At 47.0% G+C, this 24,598-nt stretch carries 21 protein-coding genes; 10 read left to right on the top strand and 11 right to left on the bottom strand.

Translation table 11 applies throughout. The features are described 5' to 3' along the window. Positions 1 to 60 precede the first annotated feature (60 nt). From hldE to KHN79_RS02010, 4 genes are all read right to left on the bottom strand, one after another. Positions 61 to 1,491 carry a bifunctional D-glycero-beta-D-manno-heptose-7-phosphate kinase/D-glycero-beta-D-manno-heptose 1-phosphate adenylyltransferase HldE gene (gene hldE, locus KHN79_RS02025; RefSeq protein WP_182009628.1) on the bottom strand — a complete coding sequence of 477 codons (1,431 nt, stop codon included), beginning with the start codon at positions 1,489 to 1,491 and terminating at the stop codon, positions 61 to 63. Between the two features lie 67 nt (positions 1,492 to 1,558). Next, positions 1,559 to 4,402 carry a bifunctional [glutamate--ammonia ligase]-adenylyl-L-tyrosine phosphorylase/[glutamate--ammonia-ligase] adenylyltransferase gene (glnE, locus tag KHN79_RS02020; protein ID WP_182009630.1) on the bottom strand — a complete coding sequence of 948 codons (2,844 nt, stop codon included), beginning with the start codon at positions 4,400 to 4,402 and terminating at the stop codon, positions 1,559 to 1,561. Between the two features lie 110 nt (positions 4,403 to 4,512). Next, on the bottom strand, positions 4,513 to 5,769 hold the full coding sequence (locus tag KHN79_RS02015) for a methyl-accepting chemotaxis protein (RefSeq protein ID WP_182009632.1): 1,257 nt from the start codon (positions 5,767 to 5,769) through the stop codon (positions 4,513 to 4,515). 439 nt (positions 5,770 to 6,208) lie between these two features. After that, positions 6,209 to 7,741, bottom strand: a complete 1,533-nt coding sequence (locus tag KHN79_RS02010; RefSeq protein ID WP_182009634.1) for an inorganic triphosphatase — start codon at positions 7,739 to 7,741, stop codon at positions 6,209 to 6,211. A 212-nt stretch (positions 7,742 to 7,953) separates the two neighbouring features. Between KHN79_RS02010 and KHN79_RS02005 the strand changes: the two genes are divergently transcribed. From KHN79_RS02005 to KHN79_RS01995, 3 genes are all read left to right on the top strand, one after another. Continuing rightward, on the top strand, positions 7,954 to 8,634 hold the full coding sequence (locus tag KHN79_RS02005; protein ID WP_182009636.1) for a TIGR00153 family protein: 681 nt from the start codon (positions 7,954 to 7,956) through the stop codon (positions 8,632 to 8,634). Positions 8,635 to 8,765: 131 nt separating this feature from the next. Further along, entirely contained in the window at positions 8,766 to 10,025 is a 1,260-nt protein-coding gene (locus KHN79_RS02000; RefSeq protein ID WP_182009638.1) for an inorganic phosphate transporter, read from the top strand. 179 nt (positions 10,026 to 10,204) lie between these two features. Next, complete coding sequence (locus KHN79_RS01995) at positions 10,205 to 10,816, top strand: TIGR04211 family SH3 domain-containing protein (RefSeq protein ID WP_182009640.1); 612 nt, start codon at positions 10,205 to 10,207, stop codon at positions 10,814 to 10,816. A 105-nt stretch (positions 10,817 to 10,921) separates the two neighbouring features. Here KHN79_RS01995 and KHN79_RS01990 read toward each other — a convergent pair whose 3' ends face one another. Beyond that, the gene (locus tag KHN79_RS01990) at positions 10,922 to 11,575 is read right to left on the bottom strand and encodes a general secretion pathway protein GspB (protein ID WP_182009642.1); all 654 of its coding nucleotides are present in this window, start codon (positions 11,573 to 11,575) and stop codon (positions 10,922 to 10,924) included. Continuing rightward, a complete protein-coding gene (locus tag KHN79_RS01985; protein ID WP_182009644.1) occupies positions 11,575 to 13,200 on the bottom strand; it encodes an ExeA family protein in 1,626 nt (541 codons plus the stop codon). Before KHN79_RS01985 ends, KHN79_RS01990 begins: the two co-directional genes overlap by 1 nt. A gap of 128 nt (positions 13,201 to 13,328) precedes the next feature. Here KHN79_RS01985 and KHN79_RS01980 point away from each other — a divergent pair, with 128 nt between their 5' ends. Beyond that, positions 13,329 to 14,549, top strand: coding sequence for a multifunctional CCA addition/repair protein (locus KHN79_RS01980; protein ID WP_182009646.1), 1,221 nt, complete (start codon positions 13,329 to 13,331; stop codon positions 14,547 to 14,549). A gap of 201 nt (positions 14,550 to 14,750) precedes the next feature. On the opposite strand, the gene KHN79_RS01975 is transcribed toward KHN79_RS01980, so the two are convergent. From KHN79_RS01975 to folB, 3 genes are read right to left on the bottom strand one after another with little or no spacing between them, the layout of a single operon-like run. Beyond that, positions 14,751 to 15,554: an undecaprenyl-diphosphate phosphatase gene (locus KHN79_RS01975; protein WP_182009648.1), complete on the bottom strand. Its 804-nt coding sequence runs from the start codon at positions 15,552 to 15,554 to the stop codon at positions 14,751 to 14,753. A gap of 9 nt (positions 15,555 to 15,563) precedes the next feature. Next, on the bottom strand, positions 15,564 to 16,052 hold the full coding sequence (folK, locus tag KHN79_RS01970) for a 2-amino-4-hydroxy-6-hydroxymethyldihydropteridine diphosphokinase (RefSeq protein ID WP_182009650.1): 489 nt from the start codon (positions 16,050 to 16,052) through the stop codon (positions 15,564 to 15,566). Continuing rightward, the gene (gene folB, locus KHN79_RS01965) at positions 16,049 to 16,408 is read right to left on the bottom strand and encodes a bifunctional dihydroneopterin aldolase/7,8-dihydroneopterin epimerase (protein WP_182009950.1); all 360 of its coding nucleotides are present in this window, start codon (positions 16,406 to 16,408) and stop codon (positions 16,049 to 16,051) included. The genes folK and folB overlap by 4 nt, the downstream gene beginning before the upstream one ends. A gap of 251 nt (positions 16,409 to 16,659) precedes the next feature. Here folB and plsY point away from each other — a divergent pair, with 251 nt between their 5' ends. After that, complete coding sequence (gene plsY / locus KHN79_RS01960; protein ID WP_182009652.1) at positions 16,660 to 17,271, top strand: glycerol-3-phosphate 1-O-acyltransferase PlsY; 612 nt, start codon at positions 16,660 to 16,662, stop codon at positions 17,269 to 17,271. A gap of 217 nt (positions 17,272 to 17,488) precedes the next feature. Here the strand turns inward: plsY and KHN79_RS01955 are convergent, their stop codons facing one another. Next, positions 17,489 to 18,304 carry an alpha/beta hydrolase gene (locus tag KHN79_RS01955; RefSeq protein ID WP_182009654.1) on the bottom strand — a complete coding sequence of 272 codons (816 nt, stop codon included), beginning with the start codon at positions 18,302 to 18,304 and terminating at the stop codon, positions 17,489 to 17,491. A gap of 412 nt (positions 18,305 to 18,716) precedes the next feature. Further along, on the bottom strand, positions 18,717 to 19,733 hold the full coding sequence (tsaD, locus tag KHN79_RS01950) for a tRNA (adenosine(37)-N6)-threonylcarbamoyltransferase complex transferase subunit TsaD (protein ID WP_182009951.1): 1,017 nt from the start codon (positions 19,731 to 19,733) through the stop codon (positions 18,717 to 18,719). Positions 19,734 to 19,962: 229 nt separating this feature from the next. Between tsaD and rpsU the strand changes: the two genes are divergently transcribed. The 5 genes from rpsU (at position 19,963) to rpoD (ending at position 24,518) form a co-directional block, all read left to right on the top strand. Beyond that, positions 19,963 to 20,178 carry a 30S ribosomal protein S21 gene (rpsU, locus tag KHN79_RS01945; protein ID WP_001145625.1) on the top strand — a complete coding sequence of 72 codons (216 nt, stop codon included), beginning with the start codon at positions 19,963 to 19,965 and terminating at the stop codon, positions 20,176 to 20,178. Positions 20,179 to 20,207: 29 nt separating this feature from the next. Beyond that, on the top strand, positions 20,208 to 20,651 hold the full coding sequence (locus tag KHN79_RS01940) for a GatB/YqeY domain-containing protein (protein WP_182009655.1): 444 nt from the start codon (positions 20,208 to 20,210) through the stop codon (positions 20,649 to 20,651). A 142-nt stretch (positions 20,652 to 20,793) separates the two neighbouring features. Next, positions 20,794 to 22,554, top strand: a complete 1,761-nt coding sequence (dnaG, locus tag KHN79_RS01935) for a DNA primase (RefSeq protein ID WP_182009657.1) — start codon at positions 20,794 to 20,796, stop codon at positions 22,552 to 22,554. Positions 22,555 to 22,653: 99 nt separating this feature from the next. After that, positions 22,654 to 23,535 (top strand): RNA polymerase sigma factor region1.1 domain-containing protein, encoded by an 882-nt coding sequence (locus KHN79_RS21800; RefSeq protein WP_348542128.1) that lies wholly within the window; start codon positions 22,654 to 22,656, stop codon positions 23,533 to 23,535. After that, positions 23,451 to 24,518 carry an RNA polymerase sigma factor RpoD gene (rpoD, locus tag KHN79_RS21795; protein ID WP_348542130.1) on the top strand — a complete coding sequence of 356 codons (1,068 nt, stop codon included), beginning with the start codon at positions 23,451 to 23,453 and terminating at the stop codon, positions 24,516 to 24,518. Before KHN79_RS21800 ends, rpoD begins: the two co-directional genes overlap by 85 nt. Positions 24,519 to 24,598: the final 80 nt, after the last annotated feature.

Below are 24,598 nucleotides of genomic sequence, written 5' to 3'. Positions count from 1 at the left end.
AGGATCAAAAAAGGTCGCTTAATCAGCGACCTTTTGTGTAAATACTAAATGCAGTAGGGCTTAGCCTTTACCACCTTTAATTGCGTTGATGATTTCACTGGTTGAACAGCCGTCTTCAAAATTCAAAACACGAACCTCACCACCAGCCGCAATAACTTCTTTACCACCGGCAATCTCTTCTGGTTTGTAGTCTCCGCCTTTAACCAGCATGCTAGGAAGGACTTCAGAAATTAGGCGCTGCGGCGTGTCTTCACTAAACGGTACAACCCAGTCAACTGCACCTAAACCAGCCAATACCGCCATGCGGCGATCCGTCGGATTTACCGGACGCCCAGGGCCTTTAAGGCGCTTAACCGACTCATCAGTATTCACCGCAACAATCAGGCGATCACCCAGCTCAGCCGCATGGTTCAGGTAAGAAACATGGCCGGCGTGAAGAATATCAAAGCAGCCGTTAGTCATAACAACCTTCTCACCCTTCGCACGCGCTTTTTTCACCGCTTCAATCAGCGCTTTTTCTGAAATCACGCCGTAATCGGTGTCTTTGCTGCCGTGTACTGCTTCCGCTAGCTCAATTTCAGACAGTGTTGATGTACCTAGTTTACCGACCACAACACCTGCCGCTGCGTTCGCCAGTGCACACGATTCTTCAAATGATTTGCCCGCTGCGACTGAAGCTGCCAGCACAGAAATAACCGTATCACCGGCACCGGTTACGTCATAAACTTCTTTCGCCTGAGTCGGCAAATGGAATGGCTCCTGACCACGACGAATCAATGTCATACCGTGTTCACTGCGGGTAACCAGCAGAGCTTCAAAATCAAATTCTTCGACAAGTGCCAGGGCTTTATCCACCAGATCTTGATCGGATTTCACTTTGCCGACGACATCTTCAAACTCTTTCAGGTTCGGGGTCAGCAACGTTGCGCCGCGGTAGCGCTCAAAATCCGCACCTTTTGGGTCAATAAACACAGGGACATTTGCTGCTCGCGCTTTCTGAATATACGCTTGTACGTGCTCAAGTGTTCCTTTGGCGTAATCAGACATGATCACCGCTTTCACATTAGACAACGCTGAATCCATACGGGAAAGTACCGGCTCTGCATCGGTATTTTCGAACTTGTCTTCGAAATCCAGACGAATTAGCTGCTGACCACGGCTCATCACGCGCAGTTTGGTGATAGTCGGGTACTCTGGCAGTGCCACAAAGTCACATTTTACTTTGAGCGAGTTAAGCGTTTCAGTCAGTACCTTGGCAGGCTCATCCATTCCAGTCAGACCAACAATGTGAGCATGGCCACCCAATGAAGCGATGTTCATCGCGACGTTAGCAGCACCACCCGGACGCTCTTCATTGTTTTCTACTTTCACAACAGGAACCGGCGCTTCAGGGGAGATACGTCCGGTCGGTCCATACCAGTAACGATCCAGCATGACGTCACCGATGATTAGCACACCAGCGCTGTTGTAATCAGGTAGAATTGGTTTCATTATTGGTCTCCAAAAATTAAATCGTGCAGAGTTTAGCACAGCCCTTATCGCGGCTAAACATATCGTCTTAACTCAACCACTGCTGCCAGGCCTGTTTAACCCACCCTCGTTCAGCCACAAACTTATCTTCGACAACATCCGCCTCTAAATTAAGCAGGTTGCGGCGATGTATCTCATTTCGCATAGAGGTATAAGCGTTTATCAGCTGCATGGCCTGATCTTCGTCCATAACTCCCTGCGCAATCAGTGTTTCAAAAATTCGCACATTATCACACCAACGCGTAAGCTTAGGTTTGTCATGGCTGAAGTTGAGCACAAGATACTGGGCAAGAAACTCGATGTCCGTTATTCCCCCGGCATCTTGTTTAAGCATAAAGCGCCCGGCTTTTTTCCCGCCCAGGTGGTCACGCATCTTCTCTCGCATCTCAACCACCTCTTTTTTAAGCGCTTCCTGCTCTCTTTCTATACAGAGCACTTCATGGCGAGTATTATGAAAAGCCACGGCGAGCGGTTCATCACCATAGATCATCCGGGCACGGACCAGGGCCTGATGTTCCCATGTCCACGCTTCCTGATGCTGATACTCTTTAAAAGCATCGGTCGGACTAACGAGTAATCCGGAAGCACCTGACGGGCGTAAGCGAGTGTCTACTTCGTACAGAATGCCCGATGCAGTGCGGGTTGAAAAAATATGGATAATACGCTGCGCCAGGCGAAGGTAGAACTGACGACCATCAATTTCTTTCTTACCATCAGTGTACACACTGACCGGACAGTCATGCATGAACACAATATCCAAATCGGAGTTGTAACCCAGCTCCCATCCACCCACTTTGCCATAGCCAATGACAGCAAAACCTCTGCCTTCACGGTCTTTAACATGGGTAGGCTCGCCATATTTTTCAGAGACCTGTAACCAGGCCTGACTCACTACGGCTTCAACAATGGACTCTGCCAGATAAGTTAAGTGGTCGCTCACTTTCATCACTGGTAATACACCAGCAATATCGGCAGCAGCAATACGTAGAATACAAATCTGTTTGAACTGACGCAGCGCTTCCATCTGCTGCTCCATGTCATCTTCCGGAATTCGCGCCAGAAAATCACGCAGTTCAGTCCGGTAGCTTTCTAACGGGATTGGGTTATACAGTTGCTGCGGGTCGATAAGTTCATCAAGCAGGATCGGGTAGCGGGATAACTGCTCGGAAATCATCGGACTAGCCGTACACAGCCGCACGAGCTGTACTAGAGCCGCAGGGTGTTCATCCAGCAGCTCTAAATAAGTGGTCCTGGTGCAGATTTTGTGTAGCAAATGCAGCACTCTCGGCAAACCAAACTGCGCATCCGGATGGGCAAATATCGCATCGAATACTTTAGGCATCAGTTTAGTGAGTACTTCACGTCCGCGAGGTCCCAGCGTTTTCTTGGCGATGTCTTGCTTAAACTCAATGATGGCTTTCGCGCAGGCTGCAAAATCTTCCACCTGAATGTCATGCTGCAGAATATGTTCAATCACATCCGGCTTCTTCGCCATGTCCCATAACTCATGGAAGTAGCGAGCTACATTGTTGCCTTCATCTTCTTCATCGGCCCCAATCAAAGTGTCAAATACTTGATGAACATTACCCATATGTCGCTGGGTTTGAGTAATTAACTGTTCCCACGACCCGAACTTCATCGCAGTCGCCAGTTTCAGTCGTTCAGTATCGCAATCCGGTAGTGTCTGAGTCTGTTTATCCGCCATCGCTTGCAGCAGGTTTTCCAGCTGACGTAAATACTTATACGCCGCTTTCAGATCCTGAACTTCATGAGACGTCAACAAAGCCAGCTCTTCAATGCCTTGCAGTGTTTCTAGTAACCCCCGGTTACGCAGAGAAGGTTCTCGCCCGCCCCGGATCAACTGAAACACCTGAGCAATAAACTCAATTTCACGGATACCGCCCGCACCAAGCTTAATGTTGTTATTCAGACCACGGCGGCGTACTTCACTGCTTATCATAGACTTCATACGGCGCAGAGATTGAATGGCACTGAAGTCGATATAACGACGGAACACGAACGGACGCAGCATCTGGCGCAGTTCCTGATACTGTGGATACATTTCACAGCCCATGACCCTGGCCTTAACCATCGCATAGCGTTCCCAGTCCCGTCCCTGCTCCTGATAATAATCTTCCAGTGCCGCGTAACTCATCACCAGAGGGCCGCTCTCCCCGAACGGACGCAGACGCATGTCAACACGGTAGCAGAAGCCATCAAAGGTTTGTTGATCAAGCGCTTTAATGATTCGCTGGCCAAGACGGGTAAAGAACTGCGCATTGGCAATACTGCGGCGCGCTCCCTGAGTTTCGCCGTTTTCAGGGTAGGTAAAAATCAGATCGATATCAGACGAGAAATTAAGCTCTCCCCCGCCAAGCTTGCCCATACCAATGATCAACATCGGCTGCGCTTCACCTGTAACGTTAGTTGGCGTTCCCCACTCTTTGCAGCATGCCTGATATTGCCATTGATAAGTCTCGAAAATCAGCGCTTCTGCCAATTGTGAAAGATGGCTCAACGACTCTTCCAGACTCCAGGCATGGAGAAAGTCCTTCCAGGCGATATAAACCATTTCACGATTACGGAACTGACGCAGTACCCGATGGCCTGACATTTCATCCTGACACTCAGCCAGTAGTGCTGCGAGTCTCTTCCGGTAAGACGCCTGACGGCTCGGTTCCGCCAGCATGTCCGGCAATACCTGAGCCAGTTTTTCATCTCGGTGGATGGTCTCAGTGACAAACTGACTCAGAGTAGCAACATATTGAAATTGCTCTGCAACTTCACTTGGCCACATTTGCAAGTAACCCGCTTGCTGAGCATTTTGAACGGCAGATTCAGCGACAGAAATCAATGACGAAGGCAGCTGCATTTTTCTTCCTTGTGAAAAGCGCGAATGATGAGGTTTAAGTTATACCAGAGTTGGAATAAATAAAAACGCCCACAAAAGGTTTGTGGGCGTATTATCAAAGCTAGTAAGAGTTATACATTGAATGACTTAATTTTTTTATCAAGTTCTTCAGCGTTGTTTTGCATTGTTTCAGACGTTTCCAGAAGTTCAGTCACTACTACTACAGAAGCTTCAACCAGCTCTCTGACATTAGTCAGGTTCTTGCTCATTTCTTCAGCCACACTGCTCTGCTGACCTGAAGCCGTCGCGATCTGGAAGTTCATATCATTAATCTGCGTAACCTGGGTAACAATGCCGTCCAGTTCAGTTCCTGCATTAGAGACCAGTTCATTACCTTCTGCCGCCTCAACCACGCTTTTCTCCATCAGCTCTACTGCCGATTCTGCGCTAGTTTGCAGTTGGGCGATCATTTCCTGAATCTCAACCGTCGCCTGCTGAGTACGTTGTGCCAGATTTCGAACTTCATCTGCTACTACCGCAAATCCCCGGCCAGCTTCACCTGCTCGCGCTGCCTCTATCGCGGCGTTAAGCGCCAGCAAATTGGTTTGTTCAGAAATGCCCTGAATGGTACCCACAACACTGCCAATAGCCTCTACACGCTCTTCAACTTGATTAACCGCCTGAGCAGAAGAAGCAATATCGGTAGAAAGCAGACGCATTTTCGTCACTGTATTCTGCAGGAACTGCTGACCAGTCACAGCTTGTGATGATGCCTGCTCAGTAAGTGAAGATGCTTGCTGCGCATGTTCCGCTACTGTCTGAATTGTAGAAGACATCTCGCTCATAGCTGTCGCGAGCTGGTCAATTTCATTAAACTCTTCCTGAGCCGACTCTTTGGTTTCTGACATGCTGAGCGTCATGACTTCGGTGAGAGTCGCTAACTCATCGGAAGCAGTGATTTGTGTTTGAATCATATCGTGTAACTGCTGGCGCGTTTTTTCCAGTTCGCGTGCAACATCACCATATTCATCTTTACAGTCCATACCGAACGGAACCGATAAGTTCTTGCTGGCCATAAGTTTGATCGCATCACTTAAGTATTGAGTCTGACGCAACATGACGCGCGCAGCCGCAAGCAGAACAACAACAAAAACGATGATGAGCAAGACTGTCTGCCAGACCACCTGAGTGAGATACGCTTCATAATGCTGTTGCGCCACTTCAGTATTCTGGGTCGCTGCCAAAAGCGAATCATAAAAAGTGCTCGCGTCCCAAAGTTGTTTTGCTACGATCAAAACCGTACTGACGACCATTAACATGATCATCTTGGGTACTAGGCGAATGTCGGATATGACCCTTTCCCATGGCTTAAATGCCAGCTTTTCCATTGTCAGTTCTCCACCGAGTCTTATAGTGATTTTCAGCTCTTATAGTAATGTTTATATTCGGGTTCTATGACGCGTTTTACTTCGCGTTTCATATGAAAGTCAACGATATCAAAAACAGCATATGACCAATGAGAGTTTTATCATTTAGCCCTACCCTTTTCATGGTATTTGTGACCTAAAGCCTGTCAGATGCTGCAATTATCCGCAAAACCCGTCCACCTCTTATCGGTCCGGAATAGATAATCTGTAATATTTTTCTCTTTGAATCCCCATTGATTTGAGCTAAAGCTATCAATGGGGATTTATGAAACAGCATTGAATATATTCAATAGAAAAGGCGCTTTAGCTAACAGATTCTCTTTGGGGTTGCGGCAAGCAGGTAATCAGCACAAACAAAAACAGGACCTGTAAGGTCCTGTTTTTACTAGATGAGGTTAGATTATTCTCGCCAGTAAGGCTGAGCTTCAATGCTGATCGCGCGGGTTTGATCCATAGCATGTAAAATCGAACGCTCCTGACGATGTAGCCAGCGCTCTAACTGCTCTTTTTCATCATCCTGCAGCATATCCACCAACGGCAGCAAATGATTCAGCATCAGCAGATCATCTATACCGTGCGCCAGATCGGCCCATGGCAAACGGAAGCTGTTGCGGTCATCGCTGCTGTAAAGACTGGCAAAGCCAATTCCGGTGTAAAGATTGCGCAGCAAACGGTAACGCTGGTCAACATAATCCTGCGCTGAAAGATCCCGCTCAACCGGGAAGGCTTCCATTAACTCCGCCCAGGTACGATCCAGCTGTGTCACAGAAAAAGGTAAGATGTTGCTTGCCATTTTCTCACGTGCTTTGTCATCAAGAAACGGCTGCCATCCGCGAGCGAGGATCCAACGACTCAGATCAAGTAGCAAGCCGGTGTAGCGCGCTGAACTCAGCAACTCCAGGACTTCTTCACGGCCCGGCAATTCCTGCAGCTGTTGAGTTAACTCAGAAACTAAGAATTTACGCGCATCCAGCTTACGCAGTACATTGCCCTTGTCATCAAGTAACTCTTCAAGGTGAGCATGTTCATCCAGCCATACAAGCTCTTCTTCAAGCCATTTCAGCTCTTGGCGCAGTATTGCACTCGCCCGGCGAGGCACGATATCGCCAAAGATGGTCAGTGTCTGACGAATAAAGCGGATTGCATTGTTGATTTCACGCAGCGCTTCAACACACTCACGCTCTGCGTAAATTTGTTCATGGTAATGCCAGTGTGATAATGCGTGCTCTAAAGAGTTAATCAGGCAGTACTCTACAGTGTCAGTGCTGCTGCTGTTTACTAGAGCAAGCGGTTTAACTTCATCACCCGTGTATCCTGTCGCTAAACGGTAGCCTTTTGCTGCCTTGCTCAGGTTTCCGAGACGCATTCCGCCGCTTTCACAAAAACTGCGGGCCAGCGTGAACAGCGCATCCGTCTGACCAGATTTCAGTTCCAGCTCGACTTCACAAATGGGTTCCTGTCTCTCTTCTCCGTCCTCACCTTGCGCGACAACCATACCCTGATCGAAGGCAACCTCAACCTGACTACCATCAGGCATGCCAATCAGCCACTGCTCGCGAGTGAAATTGGTGGAAAAAAGCGGAGAAAGTTCGAATTGCAAGGTCTCGACATCTTTGCCGGCAGGCCAGATATCAGAAGGGTGAAGCGAGAGCTTAGGCTCATTGCCCGTGTGTTCAGCATTGTATTCGGGTCTTTGGTGCAAACCTGCGACGACGCGTCCTGCGGTTTTCACTGTCTGGACAAAAACATCATCAAAACGGCGAATTCTTAAACCAATGTCATGCTTTCTTAACCACTTGTCGGCGGTATCAAAGTAGGTGTTACCCAAGTCACGACAACTATGCTGAAGTACTTTTGTCTCAGAAATCTTTCCCTTTAAAGTTTCTGAAAATTCAGGAGAAACAAAAAACTTCAGTTCTATTTCGGTTTCCATAGCTATACCTTTCAAAGCAGATAGAAACAGGATATTGCGTATTTTCTTACACGGCAAGAAAGAAATATCGCCAGATTGATGATCTAAAACAGTTTAAATGAGCGATTTAATGGGTTAACATGCGCGCCTTTATAGCCATCGCTCAACATTTCGCCAAGACTCAAGAAATGGTGTATGTTTTTTTAAGGTTATAGTTATTAGGTTGAATGACCATGCCAGTAAATACAATTATGGGGTTATTTGCAAAGTCCCCAATTAAGCCTTTGCAACGCCACGTTGTCTGTGTCAACGAATGTTGTTCACACCTAGTAAACTTCTTTGAAGTCTCTTCAAAGGGTGACTGGGAAAAAGCAGCTGAAATCCGTGCTCAGATTTCTCATCTGGAGAAAGAAGCGGATGAGCTGAAACGTGAAATCCGTCTAAAACTGCCTCGCGGTTTGTTTATGCCAGTAGACCGTACTGACATGCTTGAGCTTCTGACTCAACAGGACAAACTTGCTAACTTAGCGAAAGACATCGCAGGCCGTGTATATGGTCGCCAACTTGTCATTCCTGAGGCGCTCCAACCAAATTTCCTCGCTTACGTTCAACGTTGTCTTGACGCTGCTGATCAGGCACAAAAGGTAATTAATGAACTTGATGAATTGCTAGAAACCGGCTTCAAAGGCCGTGAAGTAACACTTGTTGCTGAAATGATTCATCAGCTAGACGTCATAGAAGATGATACCGATGCAATGCAGATTGAACTTCGCCAGCAACTAATGGCAATTGAATCTGACATGAACCCTATCGATGTCATGTTCTTGTACAAGATTCTTGAATGGGTAGGTGGTATTGCCGACCAGGCGCAGCGCGTAGGTGCTCGTTTGGAAGTCATGCTGTCTCGATCTTAAAACATAAGTTAACGACATAACGAAGAGCATAATATGCACGTGTCATTAGGGACGATGACCATTTTCATCTCCTGTGGATTTGGCGCGCGCAGAATTGTGTTCCGCTTGTTATAAAACAACTAGGTATTACGATGGATATCCTTGCGAACTACGGCACTGTCCTGATTATTGTTGCAGCTGTTTTTGGTTTTATGATGGCTATTGGTATTGGTGCGAATGACGTTGCCAATGCGATGGGTACATCAGTAGGCTCAAAAGCGCTAACCGTAAAACAAGCTATCATCATTGCGATGATCTTCGAATTTGCGGGTGCATATCTTGCAGGTGGTGAAGTAACCGACACTATCCGTAAAGGTGTTATCGAAACATCTCTATTTGCCCACCAGCCTGATGTTCTGGTTTTCGGCATGATGTCAGCGCTACTAGCGGCTGGTACTTGGCTACTGCTTGCGTCTTACATGGGCTGGCCTGTGTCAACGACACACTCTATCATCGGTGCAATCATCGGTTTTGCGTGTGTATCGGTAGGTACAGAAGCAGTCGACTGGGGCAGTGTTCAAGGGATTGTAGGTAGTTGGATCATTACTCCGGTTATCTCAGGCTTCTTTGCTTACGTTATCTTTGTCAGCGCTCAACGCCTGATCTTCGATACTGAAAAGCCATTATTCAACGCTAAACGCTTTGTTCCGGTATACATGTTTATCACAACTATGGTGATTGCACTGGTAACCATCAAAAAAGGTCTGAAGCACGTTGGTCTTCACCTGACTAACGGCGAAGCATGGATGTGGTCAGCAGCGGTATCAGCTCTAGTGATGGCTGGCGGCTATGTTTACATTCAGAAGAAGTTCGCTAACCGTGAAGACGATCATGGCTTCTCTGGTGTTGAAGGTATCTTCAGTGTGCTAATGGTTATCACCGCTTGTGCAATGGCATTTGCACACGGTTCAAACGACGTAGCAAACGCGATTGGTCCTCTGTCAGCGGTAGTATCTACTGTTGAACACTTGGGTCAGGTTACCGCGAAAAGCACTATCGCATGGTGGATTCTTCCACTGGGTGGTATCGGTATCGTTGTCGGCCTTGCTACAATGGGTCACAAAGTAATGGCAACTGTTGGTACTGGCATCACTGAACTGACACCAAGCCGTGGTTTTGCCGCTCAGCTTGCAACAGCATGTACAGTAGTTCTGGCATCTGGTACTGGTCTGCCAATCTCAACCACACAGACACTGGTTGGTGCGGTTCTGGGGGTAGGTTTTGCTCGTGGTATCGCAGCCCTTAACCTGGGCGTAGTACGTAACATTGTTGCTTCTTGGATTGTTACTCTACCAGCTGGTGCGTTATTAGCCGTGGTATTCTTCTACGCAATCCAGGCGATGTTTGCTTAAAGACATCCGTCAGTAGAATGTTAGCGTTTTGTCATTATTGACGAAAATCATACAGAAAGGGAGGCATTGCCTCCCTTCTTTGTTGCACCAACGTTTGAAACTGCATACTATTCACCTAATTCCGGCTCCAATCATTCGGTGGCCACGCTAATCCAAGAAAAATCGTTAAGGGATTTACTGTGAAAAAACTAATCATCACGGTTTTGTTTACTCTGCTAGCCGCGCCAACAGCACTAGCTGCAAACCGTTATATTGCTGATGAACTATTCACTTATATGCACTCAGGTCCAAATAACACTTACCGCATCATTGGTAGTATTGACGCTGGCTCTCAGGTACAACTACTCAACGTAAACAAAGAGACTGAATACACGCAAGTACGTGACTCCCGTGGTCGTACTGGCTGGGTTCAAAGCAAATTTGTCACTAATAAAGAGAGCATGGCAATTCGCCTGCCTCGCATCGAAAAAGAGCTGGCTGAAGTAAAAGAACAACTGGCAAACGCTCGTCAGACTTCAGATACAGAAAAAGCAGGTCTGGTGGAATCCCTGGACACGCGCAACCAGCAAATCGCAGAGCTTGAGAACAAGTACTCTGAAATCAGCGATCAGCTGACTTCCGTTGAGACTGAGAACCGTGAACTTCGCGCTAAGCTTGATACGCAAAAAGATGACATGCTGCTTAAATACTTTACCTATGGTGGTGGTGTTGCTGGTGTAGGTCTGCTATTTGGTTTGGTCCTTCCTCACCTTATTCCTCGCAGAAAGCGCTCTCCTAACGGCTGGGCTTAATAACCAACCGTAGTAATACCAATTCGTAGTAGATAATTGCTCACGGACAAATACTATAAAGGCCACAGATTGTGGCCTTTTTTTATATGGGACTCGGTAAGAGTATTAGCCTTGCCACTCATAAAGTGCAGGAATACGGATCTGCTCGCCCTGAAACTCGACGATCACCGCTTGCGGTTGAATCTCTTTAAGCGTCACCTGGCCGTCCACCACTTCCCCCTGATGATATTCGACGTTATTAATTTTTACCCATCGGCGATTTGCATCACTAGCATACATATGCGTCTGTAAGTTCAGCGCAGGAAGACGCCCTCGCCATCGCTGAGTATTGCCCTCCAGATCATTCAATGATGTCGGGGGTTGCAAACCAGATTTACCCTTACCGGAAAGCGCATTCTCGACCTTCATCGCTAAACCGGGAGACAGAGAAGACAAGTCGATATCCCCCAGAGATAACCCTAACTCTTCGTCGTTAACACGGGATGATGGGGAATTGTCAGTACTGCTCACATATTCTGCTGCCGGTAAGTTAGCTTCGGTGCCACCTGAATGCTCAGCAGTTGGCCACTCTCTTGTCAGCTGAGTCAGTTTATTGCTTTCAGGGTAATCGAGCACTTGGAATCGCTGAATACTGGCTGCAGTATTGGCTTTAGTTTTAGTGTCAGTCTTTGCATTCTGCATCTCAAGATAGTAAGCAGCAGCAAGGACAGAAACTCCAACAGGTAAAAGTAACAGGCTGGTATGTTTTACAACAGACACTACACGTCCTCCCTAACTATACTTACCAGAGACGGCGCTTCAGGCTGCACACTTTGCTGTAATCGATCCAGAGTAAGCTGTCCGGCAATACCATCGACCCCAATACCTTGCATGCGCTGGAAGTACTCGACACGTTTTTTCATCTCAGTATCAAATATGGACTTACCTAAAGGTGCTTCATTGAGTGCTTCTGCAAGTAATTGATCCAGCACTTCAATTGCAGCCCCTTCCATATTCATACGTAATGTACCTTTGAGCGGCGCTTGCCAGAGTTCAATGATATTACCCTGCCACATCGGTGTCAGCCAGGAGATCGGCAGTCGTAGACGTTGCTTACCATTAAGCACTTCGACTTTATCCTTTCCGATAGCGTATAAAATCACATAGCCTGTCTCACCGTGATCATTAAGCTCTAAAATTACAGGCCTGCTTTGTTCCATCAACATTGGCCATGTCGCCACTTTTCGCTCACATACCATAGTGGATAGCGCTTCAGATAAGCAGAGGCTATCTCCGATGTAAGCGTGATACCCCCATAGACGGTATAGCTCTTTAACCAAAAGATTCGATTCTTTCTGTAAAAACAGCTGTTCACGCTGATCATTGCTGAGTTGCTCAGGCACCACTGCCCGGTCTAAAGCGCCGACCGAAACCGTTTGTTGTAAAAACTGTGAAACTGGTGGTACCGGATAATTGATTACCGCCCAACCGACGCCACACGCTGCGGCTATACCGATAAGCGCCGAGCCCCATGTAGGCCAGGTGAGTGTTCTGCGCACAAACGGGCGAGGTTTGCTGCCCTGCTGATAAATATCAGCCTGAAACTGCATAACTTCATGACAGGCGTTTGAAACTGTCTGTCTGTCGACAACCACACTGCCTTGCTGATAACTGATGTACAGCGCTTTATCACAGATAAGGTTTATCAGCCGCGGGATACCGTGGCTGTATTTGGCAATTGTCTTACAACAGCTACGACTGAACAGCTGTTGGTCACCACCGGCAGTATGCAATCGAAATGCGATGTAATCCGCTGTTTCATTTATATCAAGAGGTAGCAGGTGATAGCGTCCGGTAATACGTTGTGCAAGCTGACGTAGCTGGGTCGTTTGCAATAAACGCTGCAACTCTGGCTGACCGACCAAAAGCACTTTAAGCAGCTTTCGGGACTCTGTTTCTAAATTGGTCAGAAGACGCAGCTGCTCTAAAACTTCAGAGGCTAGATGTTGCGCTTCATCTATAACCAGCAAAGTCTGCCAACCGGCATTGTGGTTGCTCAACAGGTAATTATGAATGACTTGGCTTAGCTGTTTCAGCGTTGCATCTTGCGGGTAGATAATCTTAAATTCATCGCAGATCGCCTCAAGTAAGTCCCGCGTCGAAAAGGTTGGGTTAAGGATCAAGCCAGCCTTAGTGCTTTCGTCCAGGTTCGCCAGCATCGCTTTCGCCACCGTGGTTTTACCCGTACCGACTTCCCCTGTGAGCATGGCAAATCCGCCACCATCGCCCAGCCCGGCTTTTAAATGCGTGATCGCCTCCTTATGCCGTTGGCTCAGATACAGATAACGTGAGCTTGGAACAATCGAAAAAGGTTGCTCTACAAACCCGAAAAAGTCCTTATACATAGGATCTCCAGCTAAAAACCCGCCCGCTTAACCATCAGACACAAAATACATCTGTTGTTGAGATTAAAGAAAAGTACCATTGCTTGCTACAATGTCCAACGACATATCAGTAAATTAAGAGGTTATTCGTGCAAGTTTACTTAGTTGGTGGTGCCGTACGGGACAAATTGCTCGGGATCGAGAGTTATGATAATGACTGGGTTGTGGTTGGTGCCACACCGGAAATGATGCTCGCCAAAGGATACACTGCTGTCGGGAAAGATTTTCCCGTTTTTCTTCATCCACAGAACAAAGAAGAACATGCGCTTGCACGAACAGAGAGAAAGTCAGGAACCGGATATACAGGTTTTGAATGCTTCTTTGATCAGGATGTAACGTTAGAAGAAGATCTAATACGACGCGATCTGACCATCAATGCGATGGCAATGGATGACAATGGCAAGCTGTACGATCCATACGGCGGCCAAGATGATCTTAACAGCCGGGTTCTGCGTCATGTCTCCGATGCCTTTATCGAAGATCCGCTCAGGGTCCTGCGTGTGGCCCGCTTTGCTGCCAAGCTCGCACCATTCGGATTCACAGTAGCCGGTGAGACAATGCAACTGATGCTGGATATGTCCCAGTCCGGTGAGCTCGATACACTAACACCAGAGCGCGTCTGGCAGGAATGGCATAAATCCCTCTCTTCACCGCGTCCCGATGTCTTTCTGTCTGTATTGCGTGAGTGTGGAGCTTTGGCCATTGTACTGCCAGAAATTGATGCGCTGTTTGGTGTGCCTCAACCTGAAAAATGGCACCCTGAAATCGATACCGGAATTCATACCCTAATGGTGGCGGAGCAAGCCGCGAAACTTAGCTCTTCGCTGCCAGTACGCTTCGCCGCGCAAGTTCATGATCTCGGTAAAGGCGTCACACCAAAGAGTGAGTGGCCAAGCCACAAAATGCACTGTCATACAGGTTTAAAGCTGATAAAAAAACTGTGTGAGCGGGTGCGTGTACCCAACGAGTTCCGTGATTTAGCCCTAATGGTCTGCGAGCAGCATTCTAACATTCACCGCGCTGCCGAGTTAAAACCACAAACCATCATCAAAGTACTCAATAAATTTGATGTATGGAGAAAAGCCGAACGCCTGCAGGATATTCTGTTGTGCTGTCAGGCAGATCACTCGGGGCGAAAAGGACTGGAAGAGCAGCCTTACCCGCAGGCTGAAATTTTCACCACGGCTTACCAGGCCGCAGCCGCGGTAGATGTTCAGGCAATCATCAAAGATGGTTTCAAAGGACCGGCCATTCGCGATGAACAAGAAAAGCGCCGGATTGAAGCAGTAAGAATCGCGTTACATAAGTGAACTGAGCTTATCTCCGTCATTCCAGCGAGCCTTCGCGAGACTAGGAATCTACTATCAGCGCGCTGAGAGGTGCTAGGAATGAGCTGAGACAAAAATACTGGTGAGAAGATTCTGAATCACGCTCCTTCGTCGCTGTTCAAAATGACACAGTAGTGTAGTAATGCAGCTTGCGGTTAAGCAAGCTGCAAAACAGACGTTTTGTTATGCACTAAGCAAAAAAGCAAATAAGCCCACACCCAGAATAAGACGGTAAATCACGAACGGTGTCATGCCCATGCGTGAAATCATCTTTAGGAAGAAGTAGATACAAAGGTACGCACTCACAAACGACGTCACTATTCCTGTCAGCAAAAAGCCGACATGTACTGGCTCACCACTGGTCACCAGTTTCATGCCTAAGTAACTACCGGCAAGCGTGATGATTGGAATCGACATCAGGAATGAGAAACGAGCAGCAGCCTCACGGGTAAAGCCAAGGTAAAGTGCAGCCGTAATAGTTGCGCCAGAGCGCGAAGTACCCGGTATCATTGCTAATGCCTGAGCAATACCGATAAACAGCGCTTTCTTCCAGCCAGTCTGATATTCGTCTGCCACAAGTTTTGCGTTTTTATCCGCCCACCAAAGCAGTAAGCCAAATACGATTGTCGTTGTTGCGATGACATACGCACTACGCAAATAGACTTCAATGATGTCTTTCATCAGTAAGCCAAACACACAAGCCGGAATCGTGGCAATTACGATCATCCATGCCAGTTTCGCTTCTTTGCTGCGATCACCTTTGAAGATCGACGCAAACAAAGCCCGAAACAAAGTGATCACTTCATGACGGAAGTAAATCACGACTGCCATTAGCGTTCCGACATGCACTGCCACATCAAATGCCAGCCCCTGATCTTCCCAGCCAAGAATCGCGGAAGGTAAAATCAGGTGCGCAGAGCTGGAAATTGGCAAAAACTCCGTCAGTCCTTGGATAAGAGCCAAAATAAAGGCTTCAAAATAACTCATGTCATTAACTCAAATTGAAAGTGAAAAAGAAACAGGCGTAAGTGAATCCACCGGCTGCATCGCATGCCAGATATCTGCGACCGTACGGCCATCACCGGGGATGACTAAATGAGGCTCGAGATCATACAAAGGCTTTGTGACAAAAGGATATTTGTAAATATCGCTGCGAGGTAATTCAGGGTTTTGCTTCGATACGTACTCACCGAACAAAACTATATCGAGATCCAGTGTCCGATCCTGATACTTTTGTGCATTTTCCTCACGTCCCCACTTTAACTCAATCTCACGGAGTTGATATCTCAACTCTTCTAGTGATAAGTCAGTGCGAAAAACAATTACAAAGTTGTAGAAATTCTGACTACTAAAGCCAATCGGCTCGCATTCATATATCGGAGATACCAGTAGTTCTTCACCAAGCTTTTGCAGCTCCTGGTAAGCAACCAGAGCATGTTGCTCTCTGTCTATGTTTGTACCTACACCGATATAAGCGGTGATCATGCCTGACCTCGTTCAATCACTACCCCAACAGCACGAGCTTGCGCAACGGCACCCGGTTTTGCCAGACGAATCTTCACCCAAGGAACGGAGAAACGCTGCATAATCAGTTCGGCAACTTCTTCTGCTACTCGCTCAACCAGTAAAAAGCGGCCATTTTCAATATGATTAAGAACCGCCTCACTGACTTGCGAGTAATCTAGCGCATCCTGAACATCATCACTTTTTCCCGCTGGTTTGTTATCGTGTGCCATTTCAATATCCAGCACCAACTTTTGCTTAATTTGTTGTTCCCAGTCGTACACGCCAATCGTGGTGATAACTTCTAGTTGTTCAATAAACACTTTATCCAGAGCCATCTTATGTCCTTCTGTTTCAGAGGTCGGATACCCGTCGAGGGCAATTTGATCGTAATATTCAATACCTAAGTACGATCGCTTTGAGTTCATTGCAATCCAGCTTAGGTATAAAACCGCGAAGTACCTTTATAAACAGGTACTCACATAATGCAAGTTACTTCGCAGAGAGTATTTCTGCTCTAAGCAGATTCGCGCTATGATAGCAACTACGCTGGAACTGAGCATTAAATTCCACTCCCTCAAGGACTTCTATGGACGCACAGGCACTTATAATGACAATCGCCGCTTACTTACTGGGCTCTATATCCAGTGCGGTGTTGATTTGTCGCCTGTTAAAACTGCCAGATCCGCGTAAAGTTGGCTCCAACAACCCGGGAGCAACGAATGTGTTGCGTATTGGTGGAAAAGGCGCAGCCATATCAGTGCTACTATGTGACATGCTGAAAGGTACCATCCCTGTGTGGGGAGGCTACTTTCTCGGTATCGGACCTATTATCCTAGGTGTAATTGCTATCGCAGCCTGCCTTGGCCATATGTACCCTATTTTCTTCCATTTTAAAGGCGGAAAAGGTGTAGCTACAGCACTGGGGGCGATTGCTCCGATCGGGCTGGACCTCACCGCATTAGTTATGCTGACCTGGCTATCGGTAGCGCTCTTATTTCGCTATTCATCACTAGCAGCACTGGTCACTGTTTTGCTTACGCCTTTCTATACCTGGATGTTCAAGCCACACTACACTTTGCCTGTTGCTATGCTGTGCTGTCTGATTGTGTTCAAACACCATCAGAACATCCGCCGCTTATTGTCTGGTGAAGAGCCTAAAATTGGCCAAAAGAAGCTGAGTGAAAAAAACTCGGCATAATGCCGAGTTCTTGTATTAATACCGCTCGTTTAAAAGCAAGTGGCCTCTTGTCATCCTGAACCGCGACGAAGGAGCGTGATTCAGGATCTTCTATCCGAACACTCTATTGCCAGATAGTATTTCTATATTTTTTTCAGTGCGCTGATATTAGATTCCTAGTCTCGCCAGGGCTCGCTGGGATGACCCTATTAGAAACTTTAAGCGATTGTAACTAACCTTAACCGTGGACTTTAGCCAAGAAGCTCAGCAACATCTGATTGACGAATTCCGGTTGTTCTAGCGAACTGATGTGGCCGGCTTCCGGAATCTCCACCAGTTCACTCCCAGTAATACAATCATTCATCAGATAAGATTCAAATACCGGACGAGGCTTATCCTCACGGCCAACGGCGATTAACGTAGGTAATGCAAACTTTTCCGAATCTTCAATAACATCTCGTCGGCCAAATACCATACGACCAATCCGAGCCACTTCGACAGCGCGCTCACCTTGGAGCTCTTGTAAGCTTCGCTTAAATGACGCAATGAGCTCAGGGTTATCTTGCTCTGCATTGTTAGCAAAGAAAAGTGGTGCCACGGCTTCAATAACACTCTCGGGTACTGACTGAACCTGATTGATGCTATCTAGCATCTCAGAGTATTTCTTGAGGGTGATTTCCGGCTCCCAGCCAATAAACGTATCCATCAGAACCAGAGACTTCACTCGCTGCGGTGCCTGAGCCGTTAACTCAGCCCCCCACATGCCGCCTACAGATAAACCAACAATAGAGAACTCTTCTATCTGCAAGTGATCCATCAGAGACAACATCTGCTGTGCATAATCGACCAGCGAACGAGTCGATGCAGGTGCTGCCTCTGACTCACCGTGTGCCCATAAATCAGGCACGATACAGCGATAAAACTGGCTCAGTATTTCCACCTGCGGAGCCCACATCTGGCTGTCCCACAAATAACTGTGACCAAACAGAAGAACAGAACCTTCCCCTTTATCCAGGTAAGCGAGTTGCTGCCCTTCAATTTCAAACTTATTCATTGCTATATCCATTACTTCTTTTTCTATCCGGTCTTGTCAGTGGACCAAACACTCACAGGCAATTACAATATTCAGCGATTCTGAGTACAAATATCTCATCAGTAAAAAAGGCCTCTATCAGTAGAGGCCTAGTAGGGTCTGTTGACCTTTCGCGGTTAAATTTTGTTCGAGATAAAAGCGTTTTAATCGCGGCGAGAGGTTTGTAGCCTAGTCATTCTAAGCAAACACCTCTCAACAAAGAGTAAAACGCTTTTAGCCGAACCCTTCGGGCAGCATTTGTGGCTCCCTTCTACTGCGTTATCGGCTTATCAAGTAGAATAACTACATTTCAAAGCCTCTGCCTTGTATAAAGAACCCACAAATTGCTGCAAAAATCAGCTCGAAAGGTCAACAGACCCTAGGATAAATCGACTTAAGCGATCGGCGTTAGTTGATCAATCGGCCAGCGAGGTCTTGCTTCCACTGACAAGTCAGATACTTCACCGTTTTTCAGACGTTGCATACCAGCGTAAGCGATCATTGCGCCGTTGTCAGTACAGAACTCAGTACGAGGGTAGTACACTTCCCCACCTACTTTCTTCGCCAGTTTTTCCAGTTCTGCACGCAGACGGCGGTTTGCACTCACACCACCGGCAATGACGATACGCTTCATACCGGTCTGTTCAAGTGCTCTCTTACACTTAATCGCTAACGTCGCACATACCGCTTCTTCAAAAGCCAGTGCAATATCAGCGCGCGTTTGCTCATCATCACCATTTGCCGCAATGGTGTTCGCCGTGAACGTCTTCAAACCAGAGAAGCTCATATCCAGACCTGGTCGGTCTGTCATCGGACGCGGGAACTTAAAGCGCCCCGGCGTGCCTTTCTCAGCTAGCTTAGACAGTAATGGCCCACCTGGGTAATCCAAGCCCATCAGCTTAGCCGTTTTATCAAACGCTTCACCGGCCGCATCATCGATGGATTCGCCAAGGATCTGGTACTCACCAATTCCTTTTACTTCCACCATCATCGAGTGACCGCCCGATACCAATACAGCAACAAATGGGAACGGAGGCGGGTTATCTTCTAGCATAGGTGCCAGTAAGTGACCTTCCATATGGTGAACAGGTACCGCAGGTACACCCCATGCATAAGCAATACTTCGACCAATGGTTGCACCAACTAATAAAGCACCAACCAAACCAGGACCAGCCGTGTATGCCACGCCGTCAATGTCTTTTGAGGTAAGATTCGCTTCTTTTAGTGCCTCTTTAATAAGAGGAATGGTTTTCTTCACATGATCGCGTGAAGCCAACTCTGGCACCACGCCACCATAATCCGCGTGCAGCTTTACCTGACTGTAAAGCTTGTGTGACAACAGACCTTTCTCATCATCATAAATCGCGATGCCAGTCTCGTCACAGGAGGTTTCAATACCAATAATGCGCATGGTTTTCTCAGTATGCTTTGTGTATAGAGGAAATTTGGGCGTCATATTACCTCGCCTTGCTGCTGCAAACAAATTTTGTACAGACAATAAACGATAAAAGGCTTTACAAAGCTGTTGCGATCGGATTAAAATTCCGCACCATTTTTGATCAGCTGGTAAATGACCAATCATTTGTGATTTGGTCTGCAGAATATCAGCATTAACGAATAACCCCTGAGGTGAAAGGCATATGCCAGTAGTTAAAGTACGTGAAAACGAACCGTTCGACGTTGCTCTACGTCGTTTCAAGCGCTCTTGCGAAAAAGCAGGTATCCTTTCTGAAGTGCGTCGTCGTGAGCACTACGAAAAACCAACTACAGTTCGCAAACGCGCTAAAGCAGCAGCTCAAAAGCGTCACGCTAAGAAGCTAGCTCGCGAAAACGCTCGTCGCGTTCGCCTGTACTAATAACTGAGCTCCGGTAAAGGAATTTAGTTATGGCTCTTATTGACCAACTCAAAGAAGAGCAAAAATTAGCGATGAAAGCCAAGGACAAATTGCGCCTTGGCACTATTCGTTTAGCCTTAGCGGCAATCAAGCAACGTGAAGTTGACGAACAGATCACTCTGAACGACGACGACATTCTTGCAGTATTGACGAAAATGGTTAAACAGCGTCGCGACTCTGTATCGCAGTTTGAAGCAGCGGGTCGCCAAGATCTTGCTGATGCGGAACAAGCAGAAATTACCGTTCTTGAGGACTTTATGCCTCAACCACTGACGGACGAAGAAGTGGCTACTCTTATTGAGAAAGCGATTGCTGAATCTGGTGCAGCTGGCATGCAAGACATGGGCAAAGTAATGGGTGTTCTGAAGCCGCAAATTCAAGGGCGTGCAGATATGGGTAAAGTAAGCGGTTTAGTTCGCGCTAAATTGGCTTAACACCCGACCAATTGCAGCAAGCCGTGCTATCCTTTGGAACGCACGGCTTGTTTGTATCTGGATGAATGAAATAACATAAAGCTTAATACACGCTTTTATCTTCATTCGCACCAATCATGATTTTTCTTTTTTGTTAGGTTTTATGGCTGGACACATCCCTCGCAGTTTTATTGATGATCTCCTGGCTCGACTTGATATTGTCGATATCATCGACGCGCGCGTGAAACTTAAGAAAAAAGGCAAAAACTACGGTGCCTGCTGTCCATTCCACAATGAAAAAACGCCCTCTTTCAGCGTCAGCCAAGAAAAGCAGTTCTATCACTGCTTCGGTTGTGGCGTGCATGGTAATGCCATCGATTTCATCATGGAATTCGAACGCCTGGACTTTGTCGAGGCAATTGAAGAACTGGCCTCATACTTAGGTCTGGATGTCCCGCGCGAACAGCGCAGTGGCGGTGGTGGTCAGTTTCAGTCCGGACCACAAGCCAGCAGCAGCGAAAAACGCAACCTTTACGATTTGATGGGCAGCATCGCTCAGTTCTATCGTAATCAGTTAAAACTGCCAGCAAGCAAAGTTGCTATCGAGTACCTGAAAGACCGTGGTTTATCAGGCGAAATCGTTCAGAAGTTTGGTATCGGCTATGTGGCTGACGAATGGGACTTAGTCCGTAAAAACTTCGGCCAGCAGAAAGACGCGCAAGACATGCTCGTGACTGGCGGCATGTTGATAGAGAACGACAAAGGCAACCGCTACGATAGATTCCGCGGCCGGGTGATGTTCCCTATCCGAGACCGTCGTGGACGGGTTATAGGCTTTGGTGGCCGGGTACTGGGTGATGGCACACCGAAATACCTCAACTCGCCAGAAACACCAATATTCCATAAAGGTAAAGAGCTTTACGGTCTGTACGAAGTGTTACAGGCGTACCGTGAACCGCCACGAGTTTTGGTGGTTGAAGGTTACATGGATGTTGTCGCACTGGCTCAGTATGGCGTAGATTATTCCGTTGCTTCACTCGGCACCTCAACAACCGGTGATCACATTCAAATGCTGTTCCGCCAAACCAATACGGTGGTGTGTTGTTATGACGGAGACCGTGCTGGTAAAGAGGCCGCGTGGAGAGCATTAGAAAACGCGCTTCAGTATCTGAAAACAGGAAATACACTTAAGTTTCTGTTTTTGCCTGACGGCGAAGACCCGGACAGCTATGTACGCAAGTACGGTAAAGACGCGTTTGAGCAGCAAATAGAACAGGCAACACCATTATCAAATTACCTGTTTGATAACCTGATTGAGTTGCACCAGATTAACCTGGGCAATAATGAGGGTAAATCAGCGTTAAGAGCCTACGCGAGTGCCTTGATAGACAAGATTCCTGATCCATACTTTCAGGAGCTACTAGAAAAACTGCTCGATGAACGCACCGGTTTTGATAACCGCCTGCGCCAGGCACGTAAAAAAGTTAACGAAGCCCGGCCTCAGCCGCACAAAGAGATCAAACGAACGCCAATGCGCGAGGTTATCGCTCTGCTTATACAGAATCCGAGCTATGCTCAAATGGTACCGGATCTTGCTTCAGTAAGAGATTTATCAATACCAGGCCTCAGTTTGTTTGTTGATGTCCTTGAAAAATGCTCAGCGCATCCCAATATCAATACAGGCCAATTATTAGAGCACTGGCGAAATAGCCAGAATGAGGCGCTTCTGTCTCGTCTTGCGAGCTGGGATATTCCACTCGATGAAGACAATCAAGAAGAAATATTTTTAGACTCACTGGACAAAATTATCGCCCAGTGCGTAGAAAAGCAAATTGAAAACCTGCAGGCCAAAGCAAGAAGTGTCGGTTTATCAGCCGAAGAGAAAAGGGAGCTGCTAGCGTTAATGCTAGATTTAAAAGCGTAACCCTGTTTAATTAGTCAGCATCAATTTAATTTGCTATAGTAAGTGGTTTGCATTTCGCATACTAATTCCTTCACTAGATTACGAAGTTGGATACCGTCTATGGATCAAAATCCGCAGTCACAGCTAAAATCACTTGTTATTAAAGGCAAGGAACAAGGCTATCTGACCTACGCCGAAGTTAATGACCACCTGCCTGCTGAAATCGTAGATTCAGAACAGGTAGAAGACATCATTCAGATGATCAATGACATGGGCATTAAGGTAGTAGAAACTGCTCCTGATGCTGATGATTTAGCACTTAATGATGACACAAATATTACCGATGAAGATGCTGCTGAAGCCGCAGCCGCTGCACTTTCTAGCGTAGAAAGTGAAATTGGTCGTACAACAGACCCAGTACGCATGTACATGCGCGAAATGGGTACTGTTGAACTACTGACCCGCGAAGGCGAAATCGACATCGCAAAACGCATTGAAGAAGGTATTAACCAGGTTCAATCGTCTGTTGCGGAATACCCGGGTACTATTCCATACATTCTAGAGCAATTTGACAAGGTTCAGGCTGAAGAGCTTCGTCTTACCGATCTGATCTCTGGGTTTGTTGACCCTGACGCTGAAGATACAGCGGCTCCGACTGCAACTCACATCGGTTCTGAGCTGTCTGAATCTGAGCTGGAAGATGAAGACGGCACAGATGATGACGAAGATGAAGAAGATAGCGACGACGATTCAGAAGAAACTGAAGAAGATGTTGGTATCGACCCAGAGCTTGCTTTGGAAAAATTCAATCAACTTCGTAGTACCTACCAAAATCTGCAGTTAGCAATCAACGAGTACGGCTATGAAAGCCCGAAAGCGACAGTTGCTAACGAAATGATGCTGGATGTGTTCAAAGAATTCCGTCTGACACCAAAACAGTTCGATCACTTAGTAAACGAACTGCGTACTGCTATGGATCGCGTTCGTACTCAAGAACGCTGATCATGAAGTCAGTGGTTGAATACGGCAAAATGCCGAAGAAATCGTTCATCGCCCTGTTCACTGGTAACGAATCAAGTGATGCTTGGTTAGACGAAGTACTTGCTTCTGACAAGCCATACGCTGAAAAAATCAAGCGTAACGAAGAAGAGATCCGTCGTTCAATCACTAAGCTAAAAATGATTGAAGAAGAGACATCTCTGACCGTACAGAACGTTAAAGACATCAGCCGTCGTATGTCTATCGGTGAAGCGAAAGCACGCCGTGCGAAGAAAGAGATGGTTGAAGCGAACTTACGTCTTGTAATTTCTATCGCTAAGAAATACACCAACCGTGGCCTACAGTTCTTGGATCTGATTCAGGAAGGTAACATCGGCTTGATGAAAGCGGTAGATAAATTCGAATACCGTCGTGGTTACAAGTTCTCGACTTACGCAACGTGGTGGATCCGTCAGGCAATCACTCGTTCAATCGCGGACCAGGCACGTACGATTCGTATTCCGGTACACATGATCGAAACGATCAACAAGCTAAACCGTATCTCTCGTCAAATGCTGCAAGAGATGGGTCGCGAGCCGCTGCCAGAAGAACTGGCAGAACGCATGCAGATGCCAGAAGACAAGATCCGTAAAGTACTGAAAATCGCTAAAGAGCCAATCTCAATGGAGACACCTATCGGTGACGACGAAGATTCGCATCTAGGTGATTTCATCGAAGATACTACGCTAGAGCTACCATTAGACTCAGCAACTGCGACAAGCCTGAAAGGCGCGACGAAAGACGTGCTTGCTGGCCTGACACCGCGTGAAGCGAAAGTACTTCGTATGCGTTTCGGTATCGACATGAACACTGACCACACTCTTGAAGAAGTTGGTAAGCAGTTCGACGTTACCCGTGAGCGTATCCGTCAGATTGAAGCAAAAGCGCTACGTAAGCTTCGTCACCCAAGCCGCTCAGAAACACTGCGCAGCTTCCTGGACGAATAAGCAAAGCGTTAATTAGCTTTGAAAATCAAAAAAGGTGACCTCAGGTCACCTTTTTTATTATCGGTTATGCTAAGTGGATA

The organism is Vibrio sp. B1FLJ16, assembly GCF_905175385.1.
Classification (GTDB): Bacteria; Pseudomonadota; Gammaproteobacteria; order Enterobacterales; family Vibrionaceae; genus Vibrio.
This window is presented reverse-complemented; position numbering and strand designations above follow the sequence as displayed.